General features: G+C 38.7%; 12 protein-coding genes and 3 tRNA genes. 6 read left to right on the top strand and 9 right to left on the bottom strand.

The window, feature by feature from the left end; genetic code table 11:
• Positions 1 to 15: 15 nt before the first annotated feature.
• Complete coding sequence (locus H8796_RS18230; RefSeq protein WP_117933805.1) at positions 16 to 792, top strand: dihydroorotate dehydrogenase electron transfer subunit; 777 nt, start codon at positions 16 to 18, stop codon at positions 790 to 792.
• Positions 780 to 1691 (top strand): dihydroorotate dehydrogenase, encoded by a 912-nt coding sequence (locus H8796_RS18225; protein WP_004295952.1) that lies wholly within the window; start codon positions 780 to 782, stop codon positions 1689 to 1691. Before H8796_RS18230 ends, H8796_RS18225 begins: the two co-directional genes overlap by 13 nt.
• A 216-nt stretch (positions 1692 to 1907) precedes the next feature.
• Here the strand turns inward: H8796_RS18225 and trmD are convergent, their stop codons facing one another.
• Entirely contained in the window at positions 1908 to 2585 is a 678-nt protein-coding gene (gene trmD, locus H8796_RS18220; protein ID WP_004295953.1) for a tRNA (guanosine(37)-N1)-methyltransferase TrmD, read from the bottom strand.
• A gap of 75 nt (positions 2586 to 2660) precedes the next feature.
• Between trmD and ligA the strand changes: the two genes are divergently transcribed.
• Together ligA and dapA are read left to right on the top strand one after the other, a co-directional pair.
• Complete coding sequence (ligA, locus tag H8796_RS18215) at positions 2661 to 4661, top strand: NAD-dependent DNA ligase LigA (RefSeq protein WP_004310411.1); 2001 nt, start codon at positions 2661 to 2663, stop codon at positions 4659 to 4661.
• A gap of 59 nt (positions 4662 to 4720) precedes the next feature.
• Positions 4721 to 5614, top strand: coding sequence for a 4-hydroxy-tetrahydrodipicolinate synthase (dapA, locus tag H8796_RS18210; RefSeq protein ID WP_004303039.1), 894 nt, complete (start codon positions 4721 to 4723; stop codon positions 5612 to 5614).
• A gap of 528 nt (positions 5615 to 6142) precedes the next feature.
• Here dapA and H8796_RS18205 read toward each other — a convergent pair.
• The 6 genes from H8796_RS18205 to H8796_RS18180 all read right to left on the bottom strand — a co-directional run bounded on the left by H8796_RS18205 (position 6143) and on the right by H8796_RS18180 (position 13670).
• Positions 6143 to 6216: transfer RNA gene (locus H8796_RS18205), tRNA-Arg, on the bottom strand.
• 29 nt (positions 6217 to 6245) lie between these two features.
• Positions 6246 to 6319 (bottom strand) — tRNA-Arg (locus H8796_RS18200).
• A gap of 20 nt (positions 6320 to 6339) precedes the next feature.
• Positions 6340 to 6413: transfer RNA gene (locus H8796_RS18195), tRNA-Arg, on the bottom strand.
• 79 nt (positions 6414 to 6492) lie between these two features.
• On the bottom strand, positions 6493 to 8790 hold the full coding sequence (locus H8796_RS18190; protein ID WP_187343849.1) for a patatin-like phospholipase family protein: 2298 nt from the start codon (positions 8788 to 8790) through the stop codon (positions 6493 to 6495).
• A gap of 171 nt (positions 8791 to 8961) precedes the next feature.
• Positions 8962 to 11007 carry a molecular chaperone HtpG gene (gene htpG, locus H8796_RS18185; protein WP_117971768.1) on the bottom strand — a complete coding sequence of 682 codons (2046 nt, stop codon included), beginning with the start codon at positions 11005 to 11007 and terminating at the stop codon, positions 8962 to 8964.
• A gap of 134 nt (positions 11008 to 11141) precedes the next feature.
• Positions 11142 to 13670: an ATP-dependent Clp protease ATP-binding subunit gene (locus H8796_RS18180; RefSeq protein ID WP_117933801.1), complete on the bottom strand. Its 2529-nt coding sequence runs from the start codon at positions 13668 to 13670 to the stop codon at positions 11142 to 11144.
• A 357-nt stretch (positions 13671 to 14027) separates the two neighbouring features.
• On the opposite strand from H8796_RS18180, the gene gyrA reads away from it, so the two are divergent.
• Entirely contained in the window at positions 14028 to 16604 is a 2577-nt protein-coding gene (gene gyrA / locus H8796_RS18175; RefSeq protein WP_117933799.1) for a DNA gyrase subunit A, read from the top strand.
• A 32-nt stretch (positions 16605 to 16636) separates the two neighbouring features.
• Positions 16637 to 17851 carry a lipopolysaccharide assembly protein LapB gene (locus H8796_RS18170; protein WP_008999638.1) on the top strand — a complete coding sequence of 405 codons (1215 nt, stop codon included), beginning with the start codon at positions 16637 to 16639 and terminating at the stop codon, positions 17849 to 17851.
• 240 nt (positions 17852 to 18091) lie between these two features.
• On the opposite strand, the gene H8796_RS18165 is transcribed toward H8796_RS18170, so the two are convergent.
• Complete coding sequence (locus H8796_RS18165) at positions 18092 to 19213, bottom strand: universal stress protein (RefSeq protein WP_004306068.1); 1122 nt, start codon at positions 19211 to 19213, stop codon at positions 18092 to 18094.
• A gap of 77 nt (positions 19214 to 19290) precedes the next feature.
• Positions 19291 to 19581, bottom strand: coding sequence for a hypothetical protein (locus tag H8796_RS18160; protein WP_004295969.1), 291 nt, complete (start codon positions 19579 to 19581; stop codon positions 19291 to 19293).
• Between the last annotated feature and the right edge of the window lie 38 nt (positions 19582 to 19619).

Genomic DNA, 19619 nt, shown 5'->3' with positions numbered 1-19619 from the left:
CTTTTATATCCATACATGAAGAAATTTATTTTAGATCTGACAGTGACCGAGAATATCAGATTGAATGCAAACTATGTATTGCTAAAATTGACCTCTCAGTCATTACTGCCCGAAATGTTACCTGGGCAGTTTGCCGAACTCCGGGTGGACGGTTCGCCTACTACGTTCTTACGGCGTCCCATTTCTATTAATTTTGTAGATAAACAGCGAAATGAGGTCTGGTTTCTGATCCAGCTGGTTGGTGATGGAACAAGACGTTTGGCAGAGGTTCATCCCGGTGAAACAATAAATGTAGTGCTTCCACTGGGAAATGCATATACAATGCCTCTGGAGGCTTCTGATAAGCTCTTATTAGTTGGTGGAGGTGTCGGAACAGCCCCTATGCTTTATTTAGGTGAGCAGTTGGCTAAAAAAGGCCATAAACCTACGTTCCTGTTAGGTGCCCGTAGCGACAAAGATCTGTTGCAGCTGGAAGAGTTTGCCAAATATGGAGAGGTATATACCACTACGGAAGATGGTAGCCATGGAGAAAAAGGATATGTTACCCAACATTCTATATTAAATAAGGTACGATTTGAGCAGATTTACACTTGTGGTCCCAAACCGATGATGGTGGCTGTGGCAAAATATGCCAAAAGTAATCAGATAGAATGTGAAGTATCTTTGGAAAATACAATGGCTTGTGGTATCGGAGCATGCTTATGTTGTGTGGAAAATACGACAGAAGGTCATTTGTGTGTATGTAAAGAAGGTCCTGTTTTTAATATAAATAAACTACTATGGCAGATTTAAGTGTAAACATTGGTGAATTACAAATGAAAAACCCGGTGATGACAGCATCTGGTACATTTGGATATGGTGAAGAGTTCTCCGACTTCATTGATATAGCGCGAATAGGTGGTATTATTGTAAAAGGAACTACCCTTCACAAACGTGAAGGAAACCCTTATCCGCGTATGGCAGAGACTCCTTCTGGGATGTTAAACGCTGTAGGACTGCAAAATAAGGGTGTTGATTACTTTGTGGAGCATATATATCCCCGTATAAAAGACATCCAAACGAATATGATTGTAAACGTTTCGGGATCTGCCATCGAAGATTATGTAAAAACAGCTGAAATCATTAATGAACTTGACAAAATTCCTGCTATAGAGCTAAACATCTCTTGCCCTAATGTAAAGCAAGGTGGTATGGCTTTTGGTGTGTCAGCAAAAGGGGCGTCAGAAGTAGTAAAAGCAGTGCGTTCAGCTTACAAAAAGACACTTATCGTAAAACTCTCCCCGAACGTTACGGACATCACTGAAATAGCTCGTGCAGCAGAAGAAAGTGGTGCGGATAGCGTGTCATTAATCAATACATTGCTGGGTATGGCGATTGATGCGGAACGTAAACGCCCTATTTTGTCAACTATAACAGGCGGAATGTCGGGAGCAGCCGTAAAACCTATCGCATTACGTATGGTATGGCAAGTTGCCAAGGCGGTAAATATTCCTGTCATTGGATTGGGAGGTATTATGGACTGGAAAGATGCTGTTGAATTCATGCTTGCAGGTGCGACGGCCATCCAAATTGGTACGGCAAATTTTATAGATCCTGCTGTGACTATTAAAGTAGAAGATGGTATAAATAATTACCTGGAAAGACACGGATGTAAGTCTGTAAAGGAAATAATCGGTGCGCTTGAGGTATAATTGAAAACATACAATAACCCTTCGCATTAAGTCTGCAAGAAAAATGCTATTTCTCTTTTAAATAAAGAAAGGATAAACAAGCAGGTAGTGGCAGATGAAAAAGAAGTTCGTGTTTAGAGGAATTGTCTACGGACAGAATCTTTAGATTGAAGATAAAATAAAAACGACGGTGAGGATTTACGTAATCTTCATCGTCGTTTTTATTTACACTTTATTTTACTCCCCTAATAGGTCGGGACGAAGTTTTCTGGTGCGTTCCAGGGATTGTTGCAGTTCCCATTCTTTGATCTTTGCTTCATGCCCGGATAATAGAATATCGGGAACTTTCCAGCCTTTATAATCAGCAGGTCGTGTATATACAGGTGCTGCCAGCAAATTGTCCTGGAAAGAATCGGAAAGTGCGGATTGTTCATCGGAGATGACTCCGGGAATGATACGTACGATAGCATCTGCCATCACTGCTGCCGCCAGTTCTCCTCCTGTTAATACATAATCGCCGATACTGATTTCTTTAGTAATCAGATGTTCGCGAATACGGTAATCGATGCCTTTAAAGTGTCCGCAAAGAATAATGAGATTCTGTGCCAGAGAGAGAGTGTTGGCCATCGGTTGGTTGAATTGTTCTCCGTCAGGGGTCGTGAAGATAACTTCATCGTAGTCACGTTCTGCCTTTAGAGCATTGATGCAGCGTTCGATAGGTTCTATTTTCATCACCATTCCGGCAAATCCTCCAAAAGGATAATCATCGACACGACGATATTTATCTTCGGTGTAATCACGTAAATTATGAATGTGTATTTCTGCAAGTCCCTTATCTTGAGCTCGTTTCATGATAGAACAATTGAAGAAACCTTCAATCATTTCGGGTAAAACTGTTATAATATCAATGCGCATAATCTTTTAATTTTTCGCAAAAGTACAAATATTCAAAGATAAACATGTATTTTTGCCTTAAACAATCGAAGAAATATGGATATAAAAGAAAAAATAGAGGAATTGCGTGCCGAACTTCATCGGCATAATTATAATTATTATGTGTTGAATGCTCCTGAAATCTCGGATAAAGAGTTTGACGATAAGATGCGTGAACTTCAGGATCTGGAACAAGCACATCCGGAATATAAAGATGAAAATTCACCCACTATGCGCGTGGGGAGCGACTTGAACAAGAATTTTACGCAAGTGGCCCATAAATATCCTATGCTGTCATTGGCAAATACATATTCGGAAGCGGAAGTGACGGACTTCTACGATCGTGTCCGTAAAGCGCTAAATGAGGATTTCGAGATTTGTTGTGAAATGAAATATGACGGTACTTCTATTTCGTTGACCTATGAAAATGGGAAGTTGGTTCGTGCCGTCACCCGTGGAGATGGAGAAAAAGGCGATGATGTGACGGATAATGTGAAAACAATCCGTTCTATCCCGCTTGTATTACATGGTGATAATTATCCCGCTTCTTTTGAGATACGTGGGGAAATTCTTATGCCATGGGAAGTGTTTGAAGAGTTGAACCGGGAAAAAGAGGCACGTGAAGAACCGCTTTTTGCCAATCCCAGAAATGCGGCATCCGGTACATTGAAGTTGCAGAATTCTTCTATTGTAGCTTCTCGCAAGCTGGATGCTTATTTATATTATTTATTGGGAGATAATCTGCCTTGTGACGGACATTATGAAAATCTTCAGGAAGCGGCAAAATGGGGTTTTAAAATCTCTGATTTGACGCGTAAGTGCCAGACATTGGAGGAGGTCTTTGAATTTATCAACTATTGGGATGTAGAACGTAAAAATCTACCGGTTGCCACAGACGGGATTGTTTTAAAGGTGAACAGTTTGAGACAACAGAAAAATTTGGGTTTTACGGCTAAGTCTCCTCGATGGGCTATTGCCTATAAATTCCAGGCAGAACGTGCATTGACCCGATTGAATAAGGTGACCTATCAGGTAGGAAGAACCGGAGCAGTCACTCCGGTAGCTAATCTGGACCCTGTACAGCTTTCGGGAACTGTCGTAAAACGTGCATCCTTACATAATGCGGATATCATCGAAGGACTTGATTTGCATATCGGAGACATGGTTTATGTGGAAAAAGGTGGTGAAATTATTCCTAAGATTACGGGAGTAGATAAAGATGCACGTAGTTTTATGCTTGGGGAGAAGGTTCGATTCATCGTCAATTGTCCCGAATGTGGTAGTAAATTAGTCAGGTATGAAGGGGAAGCCGCTCATTATTGCCCCAATGAAACAGCGTGTCCTCCTCAAATCAAAGGCAAAATCGAGCATTTTATTAGTCGAAAGGCTATGAATATTGATGGATTGGGACCGGAAACCGTGGATATGTTCTATCGTTTGGGATTAATTAAAAATACGGCCGACTTATATAAACTCACAGCTGATGATATCAAAGGTTTGGATCGTATGGGAGAAAAATCGGCAGAGAACATTATAACGGGGATTGCACAAAGCAAAACCGTTCCTTTCGAACGTGTTATTTTTGCTTTGGGAATTCGCTTTGTTGGTGAGACTGTGGCCAAAAAGATAGCAAAATCGTTTGAGAATATAGATGATCTGCAACAGGCAGATCTTGAAAAATTGGTAAGTATCGATGAAATCGGAGAAAAAATAGCCCAGAGTATACTTGCATATTTTGCGAATGAGTCTAATCGTGAGTTAGTTGCCAAGCTAAAAGAGGCCGGACTGCAGCTTTATCGCACCGAAGAAGATTTAAGCGGATATACGGATAAGTTAGCGGGACAGTCTATCGTTATCAGCGGTGTGTTTGTTCATCATTCACGTGACGAATATAAAGAGCTTATCGAGAAAAACGGAGGGAAAAATGTAGGAAGCATTTCTGCGAAAACAAGTTTTATACTGGCTGGAGACAATATGGGACCTGCAAAGCTTGAAAAAGCAAAAAAACTTGGAATAACCATATTAAGCGAAGACGAATTTCTGAAACTTATATCGTAAGATAAGAAAAATATTCGTACTTTTGCGGCTAAATAAATTAGAGATTATAATTAAAACTCATGATACAGACTAAATTGAAAGGAATGGGGGTAGCACTGATTACTCCTTTCAAAGAGGATGAGAGCGTTGACTATGACGCGTTGATGCGTATGGTGGACTATCTATTACAGAATAATGCGGATTTCTTGTGTGTGCTGGGAACTACAGCTGAAACACCGACTCTGACCGAGGAAGAAAAGAAAACTATAAAAAAGATGGTAATTGACCGCGTTAACGGAAGAATTCCTATTCTGTTGGGTGTAGGTGGTAATAATACTCGTGCTATTGTAGAAACATTGAAAAATGATGATTTCACAGGAGTTGATGCCATATTGTCTGTTGTGCCGTATTATAATAAACCTTCTCAAGAAGGTATTTATCAGCATTATAAAGCGATTGCGGAAGCTACGGAGCTCCCCATCGTATTGTATAATGTTCCGGGACGTACGGGGGTAAATATGACTGCTGAAACTACTTTGCGGATTGCCCGTGATTTTAAGAATGTAGTTGCTATCAAAGAAGCATCCGGCAATATTACGCAAATGGATGATATTATTAAAAATAAACCGGAAAATTTCAATGTAATCTCCGGAGATGATGGTATAACCTTTCCGCTTATTACATTGGGAGCCGTTGGTGTGATTTCAGTAATCGGCAATGCTTTTCCTCGTGAATTTAGCCGTATGACGCGCCTGGCGCTTCAAGGAGACTTTGCCAATGCATTAACCATTCACCATCGATTCACGGAATTATTCAATTTATTGTTTGTTGATGGAAATCCGGCAGGAGTAAAATCAATGTTGAATGCCATGGGTATGATCGAGAATAAACTTCGGTTGCCACTAGTTCCTACTCGCATTACCACATTTGAGGCAATACGCAAGGTTTTGAATGAGTTGAATATTAAATGTTGATGCTTCTTCAGCGAGGAATTCATAATAAACATCTAAGTGTTTAAAATAAATATCCCAATGATTGAATTCAATCATTGGGATATTTATTTTAAATCAGCCTATGATTTATTTTTAAACGGCCGCTGTCTATTATGAAAGGGGTATATTTCTTATTAATTACGTTTTTCGATACAGGTTTTTCACCTTTCTAAAGCATAGCTTTAGGGAACGGAAAGCTACGCTTTAGCCTATCTAAAGCATAGCTATTTGAGGGCTTGATAAGAAATTCTACTAGCCATTGACATATTTCATTTTCAAGCAAGGTGAAAAAGGCTGTGTAGGAGTTGCCCTTCACCCGTAAACGACTTATTTATAGGGAACCCGGAAGAAAGGTGAAGGTGAAGGGGGAATTGAAAATAAAAGATATGAGGGAATGTATCGCTTGTTTATAATGGCTGACTTTTGAATCTTTTAGTTTAGTTATAGCTAATTTCTTCGATGAAATGGGGGAAAATAAAAAATCCTCCGCATCAAATGCAGAGGATTTCGTGATCGCGACAGGATTCAAACCTGTAACCGGCTGATCCGTAGTCAGCTACTCTATTCAGTTGAGCTACGCGACCTCAAATAATATAACTTGTAAATTTTTCAGTGACCGCGACAGGATTCAAACCTGTAACCGGCTGATCCGTAGTCAGCTACTCTATTCAGTTGAGCTACGCGGCCATTCTGTTAATTCAAAAAAGTGATCGCGACAGGATTCAAACCTGTAACCGGCTGATCCGTAGTCAGCTACTCTATTCAGTTGAGCTACGCGACCGTTATTTTGTTTTAACGGGTGCAAAGATACGGACTTTTCCCGAATTAGCAAGCTTTTCACCGACTTTTTTTGTAGAAAATTATTCTATGAACCGATAATTGAATAGTTGTAAACCTATACTTAGTCCGACATTCCACTCCCTTTTCGGTGAGCTATAATGATTTACATATGCAGAGATATCTCCAAAAGGCAATTGACATACAACAGAAATTTCTCCTAAATATTCAAACTTGGAGAAAGCTTTTCCGTAATATGCTTTATTCAACGAGTTTTTTTCGATTGGATAAATAGGCATAAAACCATAAAATTCTCCCCGAAGATGGAACATCTGGCTTAAACGGTAAATAGGCCGAATGCCGGCTCCGACAAATTGATTGGCACGAAAGGCTTCGTTGTAAGTCAATTTGCTATGTAATGTAGGAGAAAACTCTCCAGCTTGCATCATTGTGGCCGTATAGTTCTCGGAGAAGTTTTTGGAGGCATACAGGGCTTTCAAATACCATCCTAAAACCCAATGTTCACTCATATTATGATATTTCTCTTTCATATAAGATAATTGCAGCCAGGAGTGATGATCTTTGTTGTTACTGGTCGTACTTCCTTCGCCCGGATAGAATCGTTCTTTTCCAACGAAAATCTGGGCTACAAGGGCTTCTCTGTATCCACGTGTAGGATATTGTTTGGAATTAAGAGTACTTCCATTAAAACTAATTGATCCACCAAATAAATCATAGCGGCTTTTATCAAATTTGTCATTTCCGAAGTCAATGACACTTTTTTGAAAATATTTATCCTCTATTCTTGCAATTCCTACTCCAAACTCTGCTCGCTTGCTCGAAAGGAAAGGTAATCCAACCTGTAATTTCAAGAAACGTTCGTCTTTCTGGTTAAAGGCCGGTTTGTTATTTCGCGAAAAAAGTTTGTCCTTTTTAAAATAGTCGAAAGTACTGATCGAACCTATAAGACGATACGAGGTAGGAATGGCAGTGGCAAAGTCTATTTTTGCCATAAATTGCACGTTGTTATATACCTTTCCAAGTTGCCCGTCAAGAATAAACTCTTTGGCATAGTAGTTTAAGTCCTGATAACTAAGTCCCAGGTAGATCTGATTCGAATTGGAAGTGGATATGTTACCTCCCAGCCGTACAGCAAAGTTATTTTCCAGTTTGACTTTTAAATGCAGATCATAGGTGTCATCTTCCGGATTATAAATTGCATGCGGTATGATTTCTGAAATCATTTTATCTGATAGCAATCGAAAATAACCTTGCTTTAAATCTTCATAGGTGAATTCTTTGTTATCCGACTTATGAAATTCTTTCTTCATATATGCCTGTTGTTGTGGATTAGCTCCATCAATGATGATATTTTTAAAACGTAGTTCCGGGAAATTACTACGGTATACCATTCTCCTTAAACGAATATTGTCCAGATTCACACGCCGATGGATACGGCTTTTGATAGAATCCATCATGCTGATGGTTCGATTATATCCTATATCATGTAATTCGTCGATGCGTTGAAAATCCATCAGGTTGACGTTGTCATATTTGAACGTCATTAAAATCCCCATAGAGTCCGGAATAGAATAGTCGGTTTTCTGCATCACCATATTCTCAATTTGACTCATGAGGTCATTTTCCTTGGGTTTAGTGGGATTGGTGGATACAACGCTTCCTATAATGACATCCGGATGAAAATCATCTCTCATGATGTCCGTGGGAAAGTTATTATAGATACCTCCATCGTAGGCCAGTACATTGTCTATTTCAATGGGTTTAAACATGAAAGGAAAGCTCATGGAAGCTCTGACGGCATCTCCTAAATCTCCTTCCTTCATGACTAACTGTTTTTTATTGTACACATCGGACGCAATGCAACGGAAAGGAACAAAAAGTTTATCAAAATCTCCCTTACAAGCCGCCGTAGCACGTGCATATAGGTCAACAAACACGAGATTCATTTGAATCGGGTTGACAACACTGGTAGGCAGGAATTGAGGTTTTAAACTCTTCAGTGAATCTTTGAATGAAAAACGAATATTGAAAAATTCGGGAGTGGGAAGATCCTTTTTGAAATGATATACGTATTTCTCTTCCACTTCTCCGGAATACCATCGTTTAAAGTCCTCCGATTTGAGTAGTTCTACCATGTCATCAGGAGAGTATCCCATGGCATACAAGGAGCCGATAATGGCTCCCATGGAAGTACCAGCAATGTAGTCAATAGGGATGTTGTTTTCTTCCAATGCGCGAATGATGCCGATGTGCGTCATTCCTTTGGCGCCACCACCGCTTAATACAAGTCCTACTTTTTGGGCATGGATAGCCGGGATAATCAGCCATAAAGTAATGAACACTAAAAAAATCTTTCTCATAACCCAAATCAAACAATTGAATTTTTTGTCTATTAAGTGTTCAAATATATACAATACTTTTCAATTAATCGATATTTTGCCGATCGTTTTAAATTGAAAAAGAGCATTACAACGTGTATTTAACGTTGAATGCTCTTTCTTGAAGTATGTGTAATGTTTAAAGGGGCGATATTAAATCAGCTCAATGCTACGTTTTACGAAGTTATTCAAAGCTTCACCTCTTAACATATTGTTTTGAAGTAAGGCCAGATCGATAAGCTGGCGGATAACTTTGTTATTGCTTGCATAGCCGATAAAGATAGCTTCTTTCTTGCTTTTCAGATCATCCCACTTCTTGTCGAGATCGTTTAATTCATCTTTTTCAGCTGTTGGGATGTCTTCTTCCTTTTTATCCTTCTGTTTGTCTTTCAACTCATTACGTTGTTTGTTGACGTTATCCATTTCGGAGAGTATCGGAGCTACTTCTGCTTGACAGGTATTCTCTTCTTCATTCAATACTTGTTTTATCAACTTGTGGTCTGAATTCAGGATCAGATTGAACATGTCAGGCATTTCGCCGTAGAAGCTCATTCCGGCTTGAATATTTGCCATTTCTTTCATACGACGCATATATTCGCTTTGAGTAATCATGACCGGAGCCGAATTTTCTCCCAACGCTTGCGTCATCACATTGAATTCAACCTTATCCATTTTAGGCAATTGGCTCTTGAAGGCTGTTGTGATTGCATCTTGTTTGTTGGCTTCCAGAGTTTCACCTTTCTTGTCTTCTTTTACAATCAGATTGTCAACAACATCACTGTCTACACGCGTGAAACGGGATTTCTCAAGCTTTTGCTCCAACATACTTACCATAGCTACATCTAACTGGCCATCCATGAGCAAGACATTGTAACCTTTATTGGTTGCAGCTTCAATATAGCTGTATTGTTCGTCCTTGTTATTTGCATACAGATAGATTAGATTTCCATCTTTGTCTGTCTGGTTATCTTTAATAAGGGTCTGATATTCCTCGAATGTGTAATGTTTGTCATTTGTATCGGTGAAAAGGGCGAATTTTTGCGCTTTATCATAGAAATCCTCTTGTGTGAGCATTCCATAATTGATAAATATTTTCAAGTCGTTCCACTTTTCTTCAAACTGCTTACGATCATTCTTGAATATAGACTGCAAACGGTCGGAAACTTTCTTAGTGATATAAGTTGAAATCTTCTTCACGTTTGAGTCGCTTTGCAAGTATGAACGGGAAACGTTCAACGGAATATCCGGAGAATCTATTACTCCATGTAACAAAGTCAGGAAGTCCGGCACAATGCCTTCAACAGAGTCTGTTACATATACTTGATTGCAATATAACTGAATCTTGTTCTTATTTAATTCAATATTGCTCTTTACCTTCGGGAAGTAGAGGATACCAGTCAGATGGAATGGATAATCCACATTCAGGTGAATCCAGAAGAGTGGTTCATCAGACATCGGATATAGCTTGCTATAGAATGATTTGTAATCTTCATCCGAAAGTTCGCTAGGCTTGCGTGTCCACAAAGGAGTGGTATCATTGATTATATTATCTTCAGCCGTTTCTACCTGTTTGCCATCTTTCCATTCTTTCTTTTTTCCAAATGCAATAGGAACAGGAAGGAAGCTGCAATATTTCTTCAGAAGTTCGGAGATACGTGCTTCTTCGAGGAATTCTTTGCAGTCGTCATCAATGTATAAGATGATATCTGATCCACGGTCGGCTTTTTCTATTTCTTCAATAGTGAATTCAGGGCTGCCATCACAAGTCCATTTTACGGCTTTTGCATCGTCTCTGTATGATTTAGTGATAATCTCCACTTTCTTTGCAACCATAAAGGCAGAGTAGAAGCCAAGTCCGAAATGTCCGATAATGGCATTTGCGTCGTTCTTATACTTCTCCAGGAAGTCATTAGCTCCAGAGAAAGCTATTTGATTGATGTACTTCTCTATTTCTTCTGCAGTCAAACCGATACCACGGTCAGAAATGGTAATAGTATCTTTGCCTAATTCAACGTGAACAGTTAAGTCACCCAGTTCACCTTTGAATTCGCCAATAGAAGCAAGCGTATTCAGCTTCTGAGTGGCATCTACCGCATTGGATACTAACTCGCGCAGAAAAATCTCATGGTCACTGTACAAAAACTTTTTAATGATAGGGAAAATGTTTTCTGTTGTAACCCCAATATTACCTTTTTGCATAATACGTATATTTTTTTAGTTTATCTATTGATTAATTTTAATTGATATTTGCCCATATAGAGACAAAAAAAATGCCAGACCCGAAGGTCTGACATTATGGCATATTAAATTATTTTCTTATTCAGGAAATAACTCTATTCCGGAGAAACAACTTTCATCTCCAATTCGCCTTTTTCTTCATTAAGGGTTACTTGAATAGTATCTCCCTCTTTTAAAGACGAGGAAATGATGAGCTCGGATAAACCATCCTCCAGATAGGTTTGAATTGCGCGCTTCAAAGGACGGGCGCCATATTGTACGTCATATCCCTTGCTAGCGATGAATTCTTTCGCCTTATCTTCAATAACAAGCTTGTAACCAATAGATTCTATTCTATCGTACAATCCTTTTAGCTCTATGTCTATAATCTTTGTTATCGCTTCCAGAGAAAGTTGATCAAACGTGATAATCTCATCTACACGATTGATGAATTCAGGCGCGAATGATTTATTTAGAGCTTTTTGTATTACACTTCGCGAGAATTCTTTATCATCCAGGCGGCTTTGTGTCGCAAAACCAACACCACGTCCAAATTCTTTCAGCTGGCGGGTTCCGATATTGGAAGTCATGATAATAACGGTATTTTTGAAATCTACCATTCTGCCATAACTGTCAGTCAGACGACCCTCATCCATTACCTGAAGTAGGATATTGAATACATCCGGATGTGCTTTTTCTATTTCATCAAGCAATACAATAGAGTATGGTTTACGGCGCACTTTTTCTGTCAGCTGGCCACCTTCTTCATATCCTACGTATCCCGGAGGTGCTCCAACCAAGCGTGAAACAGTGAACTTTTCCATATATTCACTCATATCGATACGAATCAGTGCATCGGCAGAACCGAACATATACTTGGCCAACTCTTTTGCTAAGTGAGTTTTACCAACTCCTGTCGGACCTAAGAACATAAACGTGCCAATGGGCTTATTAGGATCTTTGAGTCCTACACGGCTTCGCAAAATGGCTTTGACCAGCTTTTCTATCGCTGTGTCTTGTGCGATGACTTTAGCTTGCAAATCTTCTTTCATACTTGCTAGCTTGATGCCTTCGGCCTGTGCCATTCGTTGTACTGGAATGCCTGACATCATTGAGATAACATTAGCAATTTCTTCTGCATCAACAGTTTGCCTGTTTTCTTTTAGATTGGCTTCCCATTCTTTTTTCATCTCATCCAATTGGATAGAAAGTTCTTTCTCCTTATCACGGAAGCTGGCTGCAAGTTCAAAATTCTGCGATTTTACGGCTTCATTTTTCTTGTTTTTAGCTTCTTCGATCAGCTTTTCCTGTTCTTCTATCTCTTTGGGTACATTGACATTAGTAAGATGTACACGTGAGCCGGCTTCATCTAAAGCATCAATGGCTTTATCAGGGAAATTACGATCTGTGATATAGCGGTCTGTCAGCTTGACACATGCTTCCAATGCTTCATCCGTATAATACACATTGTGATGATCTTCATACTTATCCTTGATATTACGCAAAATCTGCAGAGTTTCGGCAGCAGTAGTCGGTTCTACGATTACTTTTTGGAAACGACGTTCCAATGCGCCATCTTTCTCAATATTCTTACGATATTCATCAAGAGTGGTGGCGCCGATACATTGTATTTCTCCTCTTGCCAATGCTGGCTTTAGCATATTGGCGGCATCCATAGAGCCTGCTGCAGAGCCTGCGCCTACAATCGTGTGAATTTCATCAATGAATAATATAACATTCGGATTCTTCTGCAATTCATTGAGAATGGAACGGATACGTTCTTCAAATTGTCCACGGTACTTTGTTCCTGCCACAACAGCAGTCATGTCAAGAGCAACGACTCGTTTATCAAACAGGATACGCGAAACCTTTTTCTGAATGATTCTCAATGCAAGACCTTCAACAATCGCTGATTTTCCTACACCGGGTTCACCAATCAGAATTGGGTTATTCTTTTTGCGTCGACTTAATATCTGCGCTAAACGTTCGATTTCTCTTTCTCTGCCCACGACAGGATCCAACCGTCCTTCTTCTGCCGCTTTTGTCATGTCAGTACCAAAATTGTCAAGTACCGGCGTATCATTAGACGGCTTCTTGGAAGCGGTTTGTGCCTGCTGGCGTTCATCCGAGCCACCTCTGCCGGAACGAGGAGAAGACATTTCTTCGTCATCCTCATCGTCTTCCGAAAAGCCCATGCCGGAATTGATATCCGGCTGCAATGTAGCTTGCTCCAGTACTTTCACGTAGTTTATATCGTTTGCTTCAAGTACGGAAGCCGCCATATTGTTTTTTTCTCTTAAAATAGCCAATAATACATGTTCTGTATCAGCGATGTTACTTTTCATTCCACGAGCTTCTAAAATACACATTTTTAATATCTTTGCCGCATCATTAGATAACGGCACCTCTGCATCAGGCAATAACATTTCATCAGCTTCTGCCTTCAGCTGAGCTTCAATCTGTTGCTTTATAGCAGCCAGATTGGTGTTGAGTTTAGACAATATCTCGATAGCTTTTCCTTCACCGTCACGGAGTATTCCCAGAAGCAGGTGTTCGGGACCTATATACCTACTTCTCAACCGATTCGCTTCTTCCTTACTATAGACGATAATGTCGGAAACTCTTTGTGAGAATTGATTATTCATACTTTTTTCCTTTTCTTCTAAGGGTTATTCACTGGCAAATATACGCATTTAATCAAGTTTGTATTGCAATATTTGCTTTATTTCTTATATCTACAAATGGCGTGCCATAAAAACAGTGTATTTGTATTATATATATAAGGTATAACAAATAACAGGCTCTTTTTTACCGATGTTATTTATCTTTCCATATTATATTTATCGTTTTTATCTTTTTATTTTCGTATTTTAAAGTTTGGCGGGTTATCGTCCCGGTCATGATAAAACTTTCTTTCTAAAAACTTTCGTATATCGGGGAAAAGTAGTACTTTAGCGTGGTTTTTCACAAACCGTAGAATGTATAATTAATAATCATTTTAAATGCTTGAACAAGACAGAATTATAAAGATTAACATCGAGGAGGAAATGAAGTCATCGTACATTGACTACTCCATGTCGGTCATCGTTTCGCGTGCCCTTCCGGATGTTAGAGATGGATTTAAGCCTGTTCACCGTAGAATTTTATACGGAATGATGGAATTAGGCAATACTTCAGACAAACCTTATAAAAAGTCAGCGAGAATCGTGGGTGAGGTACTTGGTAAGTATCATCCTCATGGGGATTCTTCTGTTTATTTTGCAATGGTACGTATGGCGCAGGAATGGGCAATGCGTTATCCTTTGGTAGATGGACAGGGAAACTTTGGTTCTGTGGATGGTGATAGCCCTGCTGCTATGCGTTATACAGAAGCTCGTCTCAATAAGTTGGGTGAAGCAATGATGGATGACCTGTATAAGGAAACCGTTGATTTTGAGCCTAACTTTGATAATACGCTGGTGGAACCTAAGGTGATGCCGACGCGTATCCCGAACCTTCTGGTGAACGGAGCATCCGGTATTGCTGTTGGTATGGCTACCAATATGCCTCCTCATAATCTTTCGGAAGTGATTGAAGCATGTGATGCATATATTGATAATCCGGAAATTACGGTAGAGGAACTGATGGAATTTGTTAAAGCACCGGATTTCCCTACTGGCGGATATATATATGGTGTGAGTGGTGTACGCGAAGCATATTTGACAGGTCGCGGACGTGTAATTATGCGTGCGAAAGCTGAAATTGAAAGCGGACAAACACATGACAAGATCGTAATAACAGAGATTCCTTATAATGTAAATAAGGCCGAACTGATTAAATATATTGCTGATCTTGTAAATGATAAGAAGATAGAAGGTATCTCAAATGCCAACGATGAGTCTGACCGTGATGGTATGCGTATTGTTATTGACATAAAACGTGATGCAAATGCAAGTGTAGTGTTGAATAAACTCTATAAAATGACAGCTTTGCAGACCTCTTTTGGCGTTAACAATGTGGCTTTGGTTCATGGACGTCCAAAAACGTTGAATCTAAGAGATTTAATTAAATATTTCATTGAGCATAGACACGAAGTTGTTATTCGTCGTACTCAGTTCGATCTTCGTAAGGCGAAAGAGCGTGCGCACATTCTTGAAGGTTTGATTATTGCTTCAGATAATATTGATGAAGTAATTCGTATTATTCGTGCTGCAAAAACTCCGAATGACGCAATAACAGGCTTGATTGAGCGATTTAACCTGACAGAAATTCAGGCTCGTGCAATTGTAGAAATGCGTTTGCGTCAGTTAACTGGTCTGATGCAGGATCAGCTTCATGCGGAATACGAAGAAATAATGAAGCAGATAGCTTATTTGGAAAGTATTCTGGCTGATGATGAAGTATGTCGTCGGGTAATGAAAGAGGAATTGTTAGAAGTCAAAGCGAAATATGGAGATGTACGTCGCTCTGAAATTGTTTATTCTTCAGAAGAATTTAATCCGGAAGACTTCTATGCAGATGATCAGATGATTATTACAATTTCTCATATGGGTTATATTAAACGTACACCGTTGACCGAATTCCGTGCACAAAATCGTGGTGGAGTAGGTTCGAAAGGTACGGAAACCCGTGATGAAGACTTTGTAGAGCATATTTATCCTGCTACCATGCACAATACCATGATGTTCTTTACACAAAAGGGTAAGTGTTATTGGCTGAAAGTATATGAAATACCTGAAGGAACGAAGAATTCTAAGGGCCGTGCTATTCAGAACTTGTTGAATATTGATTCGGATGATAATGTAACTGCATACTTGCGTGTGAAGAGTTTAGAGGATTCCGAGTTCATCAATAGCCATTATGTATTATTCTGTACTAAGAAAGGTGTAATAAAGAAGACATTGCTTGAACAGTATTCTCGTCCTCGTCAGAATGGTGTAAATGCTATAACTATCCGCGAAGATGATAGCGTAATTGAAGTTCGTATGACGAATGGAAATAATGAAATCATCATTGCAAACCGCAATGGTCGTGCAATTCGTTTCCATGAGGCAGCAGTTCGTGTAATGGGACGTACAGCAACAGGTGTACGTGGTATTACGTTGGATAATGATGGTCAGGATGAAGTAGTAGGAATGATTTGTATCAAAGATTTGGAGACAGAATCTGTAATGGTAGTTTCCGAACAAGGATATGGTAAACGTTCTGAAATTGAAGACTATCGTAAAACGAACCGTGGAGGTAAGGGTGTGAAGACCATGAATATTACCGAAAAAACAGGTAAGTTGGTAACAATCAAGTCGGTAACTGATGAAAATGACTTGATGATTATCAATAAGTCTGGTATCACTATTCGTTTGAAGGTAGCGGATGTTCGTATAATGGGCCGTGCTACTCAAGGCGTTCGTCTGATAAATCTTGAAAAACGTAACGACCAGATTGGTTCGGTATGTAAGGTTATGACAGAAAGTCTTGAAGATGAAATTCCGGCAGAAGAGGCAGAGGGTACAATCGTGAGTGATCCGAATGCTGATGCTCCTGATATTGATGATGCAGCGGACCTAAATGAAAACGAAAGCAATAACGAAATTGAGGAATAGACATAATATTAATAATTAATCAAACAACAATCATGAAAAGAGTATTATTTTCTATGGTTTTATTGATGGCTGTTAGCTTCTCATTCGCTCAGATGAAGAATGTGAAAGAAGCAAAGAGTATGGCTAATGACGTAAAACCTAATTTTAAGCAGGCTGAACAGCTTATTAAGGAGGCTATGAAGAATCCTGAAACAAAGGATCTTGCTGACACATGGGACGTTGCTGGATTTATTCAGAGACGTATCAACGAGGAGCAAATGAAAAATGCTTTTTTGAAGAAACCGTATGATACATTGAAAGTATACAATAGTATTCTGAAAATGTATGAGTACTATAATAAGTGTGATGAATTAGCGGAAATACCTAATGAAAAGGGAAAAGTTAAAAACAAATATCGGAAGGCTAATGCTTCCAGTATGTTGGCTGAACGTCCTAATTTGATTAATGGTGGTATTCAGTATTTCAACCTGGACAAGAATAAAGAAGCTTTGAAGTTCTTTGCAACCTATGTAGAGTCAGCTTCTTATCCAATGTTAGCTGATAAAGAATTGGCTAAAAACGATACTCTTCTTCCGCAAATTGCTTATTACGCAACATTAGCTGCTGATAGAGTAGGTGATAAAGATGCAATCATTAAATATGCTCCTGCAGCTTTATCTGATAAAGATGGTGGTAAATTTGCTATGCAGTTGATGGCTGATGCTTACAAGGCTAAAGGTGATACTGCTGCATGGATTAAGTCTTTGGAAGAGGGTATCCTTAAGTTCCCTGGAAATGATTATTTCTTCGCTAATTTGGTTGATTATTATAATAGCTCTAATCAAGCTTCTAAAGCTATGGAGTTTGCTGATAGAATGTTAGCTAATGATCCGAATAACAAGTTGTATTTGTATGTAAAAGCATATCTTTATCATAATATGAAAGAATATGATAATGCAATCGAATACTACAAAAAAGCTATTGCTGCTGATCCGGAATATGCAGAAGCATACTCTAATGTAGGTTTGGTATATTTGATGAAAGCACAGGATTATGCTGATAAAGCAACAACAGATATCAATGATCCTAAGTACGCTGAAGCACAAGCTGTGGTTAAGAAATTCTACGAAGAAGCTAAACCATTCTATGAAAAAGCCAGAGCTTTAAAACCCGATCAACAGGATTTATGGTTGCAAGGTCTTTACAGAGTTTACTATAACTTGAATATGGGACCTGAATTCGAAGAAATCGATAAGATGATGAAGTAAGATCGTTTTCTGAAAAAATATAAGAAGGCTATTAGAAATAGTAGTCTTCTTTTTTTATTCAATAGTTTAAAGTAGTAATTGAAAAATCTTATATTTGATATGGACTTGAGTGGAACAGGTAAATTTCTTCATTTAAATAAAAATAGAAAAAGGAGTAAGGTCATTATATTACTCCTTTTTCTATTAAACATAATACTTATTATTCCCTTATCTTGGATGCTCATTTTTTGCCTGATTTGATCAGCTGTTAATAACAAGCAATGGTGTATCTGAATGAAAAATCATTTTTCTGGCAATACTTGGATTAAATAATCGAGCAAATATATTCCTTTTGTAAGAAGTCAAAGTGATTATATCTATATGATTATCTTTGATATACTGATCAAGTCCTTTTAATAAATTATCATTCATCACTACGTCATAATGAATTTCAAGCCCCGGATATTGCTTGTGAAAATATTCTTTTATACCTGCTAGTTTTATTTCATTCCAGGTATCTTTAGAATCTGTAAGGTGTATCAAAGATACAGAAAAATGGAATGATTTCCAAGTATTAAAGAATGCCTCGAAAGCAATTAGATCTCTTTGATCAAAATTGGTAATAAAGGCAATCCGTTTTGCTTCACTAAACTGTTTAAATGGTGTATTTTCCGGAATAGCCAATACAGCCGTGCGACTCCTGTCAATAACTTCAGCGGTTACACTACCAATTAAATCAATGTCTTTCTGATTTTTGCCTCGGGTACCCATAATGATAACCATAGGACGCTGTTCTTTAGCATATCTTAAGATTTCCTCCTCTGGAATACCTTCACGTAAGATGCAGCTATATTTAACGTTGGGAAATTCGCCTGATGCAACTTTTTCTTTTATCTTCTCTGATAAAGCATTGAGATCAGAATGGACTTTTTGGATAATCGTTTTTACAGATTCTTCATCTCCAATCTGGTAATTGAAAACATCCCCATAAGGCAACGACGATGCATAAATAGGCGTGAAATAGACATGCAACAGGATGACTTCTGCATTTTCTGTTTTTGCCAGGTTGAATGCAAATTCACATGCTTTCATCGAATAATTAGAGAAGTCGACGGGAATTAAAATCTTATTTGATTTATCTTTTACTTTGGGCTCCTTCTCTCCCACTATACTTTCAGACAGCCATGTAGAACTTTCTGTTATTTTCAAAGCACGTGGCAGATCGCTTTCTTTAATTCGTAAACGCACTCCCGATGAAACAACCGGTTGTATTTGATTAACGTTATGAATGTAGGTTTCTATACCTTCATTTTCCAAGACATTCTTTAAGATCTGCGCTTTGGTGTATGTCAGAATGGCCAGGGTTACTAATTTGTCTTCCATAAATGTACATTTTATAAGGTGAAAACAAATAAGAAATCCCAATTGTTTGATTCAATTGGGATTCAGTTTGTTATATTTTAAACTTGCACAGATTCGGTAGCCTGTTCTTTTTGCATACTCATATTCAATTCATCTAGGATTTTTAAAGCCCGATCAAGAACGGTCGTGTCATCCAACATTACAAGCCCACCATCTGGACCGGGCTCAAGATGTATTCCGACGCTTTTTCCCTCCTTGAAATTGTGTCCTCCGAAGAAGTTTCGCACTGTATCTACGTGCAAACCAAGTTCGTCTGCTATTCTATGCATGCTACCGCTAGGCAATGAATCTTTAATTTTACGAAGTTCATTAAACGTTATTGTTCTCATGTCTCATAAATTTAATGGTTAATACTATGTGATTTTTT

The sequence above is a fragment of the Bacteroides sp. M10 genome, assembly GCF_014334015.1.
Lineage (GTDB): Bacteria > Bacteroidota > Bacteroidia > Bacteroidales > Bacteroidaceae > Bacteroides > Bacteroides intestinigallinarum.
The sequence above is the reverse complement of the archived record's forward strand: the minus strand, read 5'-3'. Positions and strand labels throughout refer to the sequence as shown.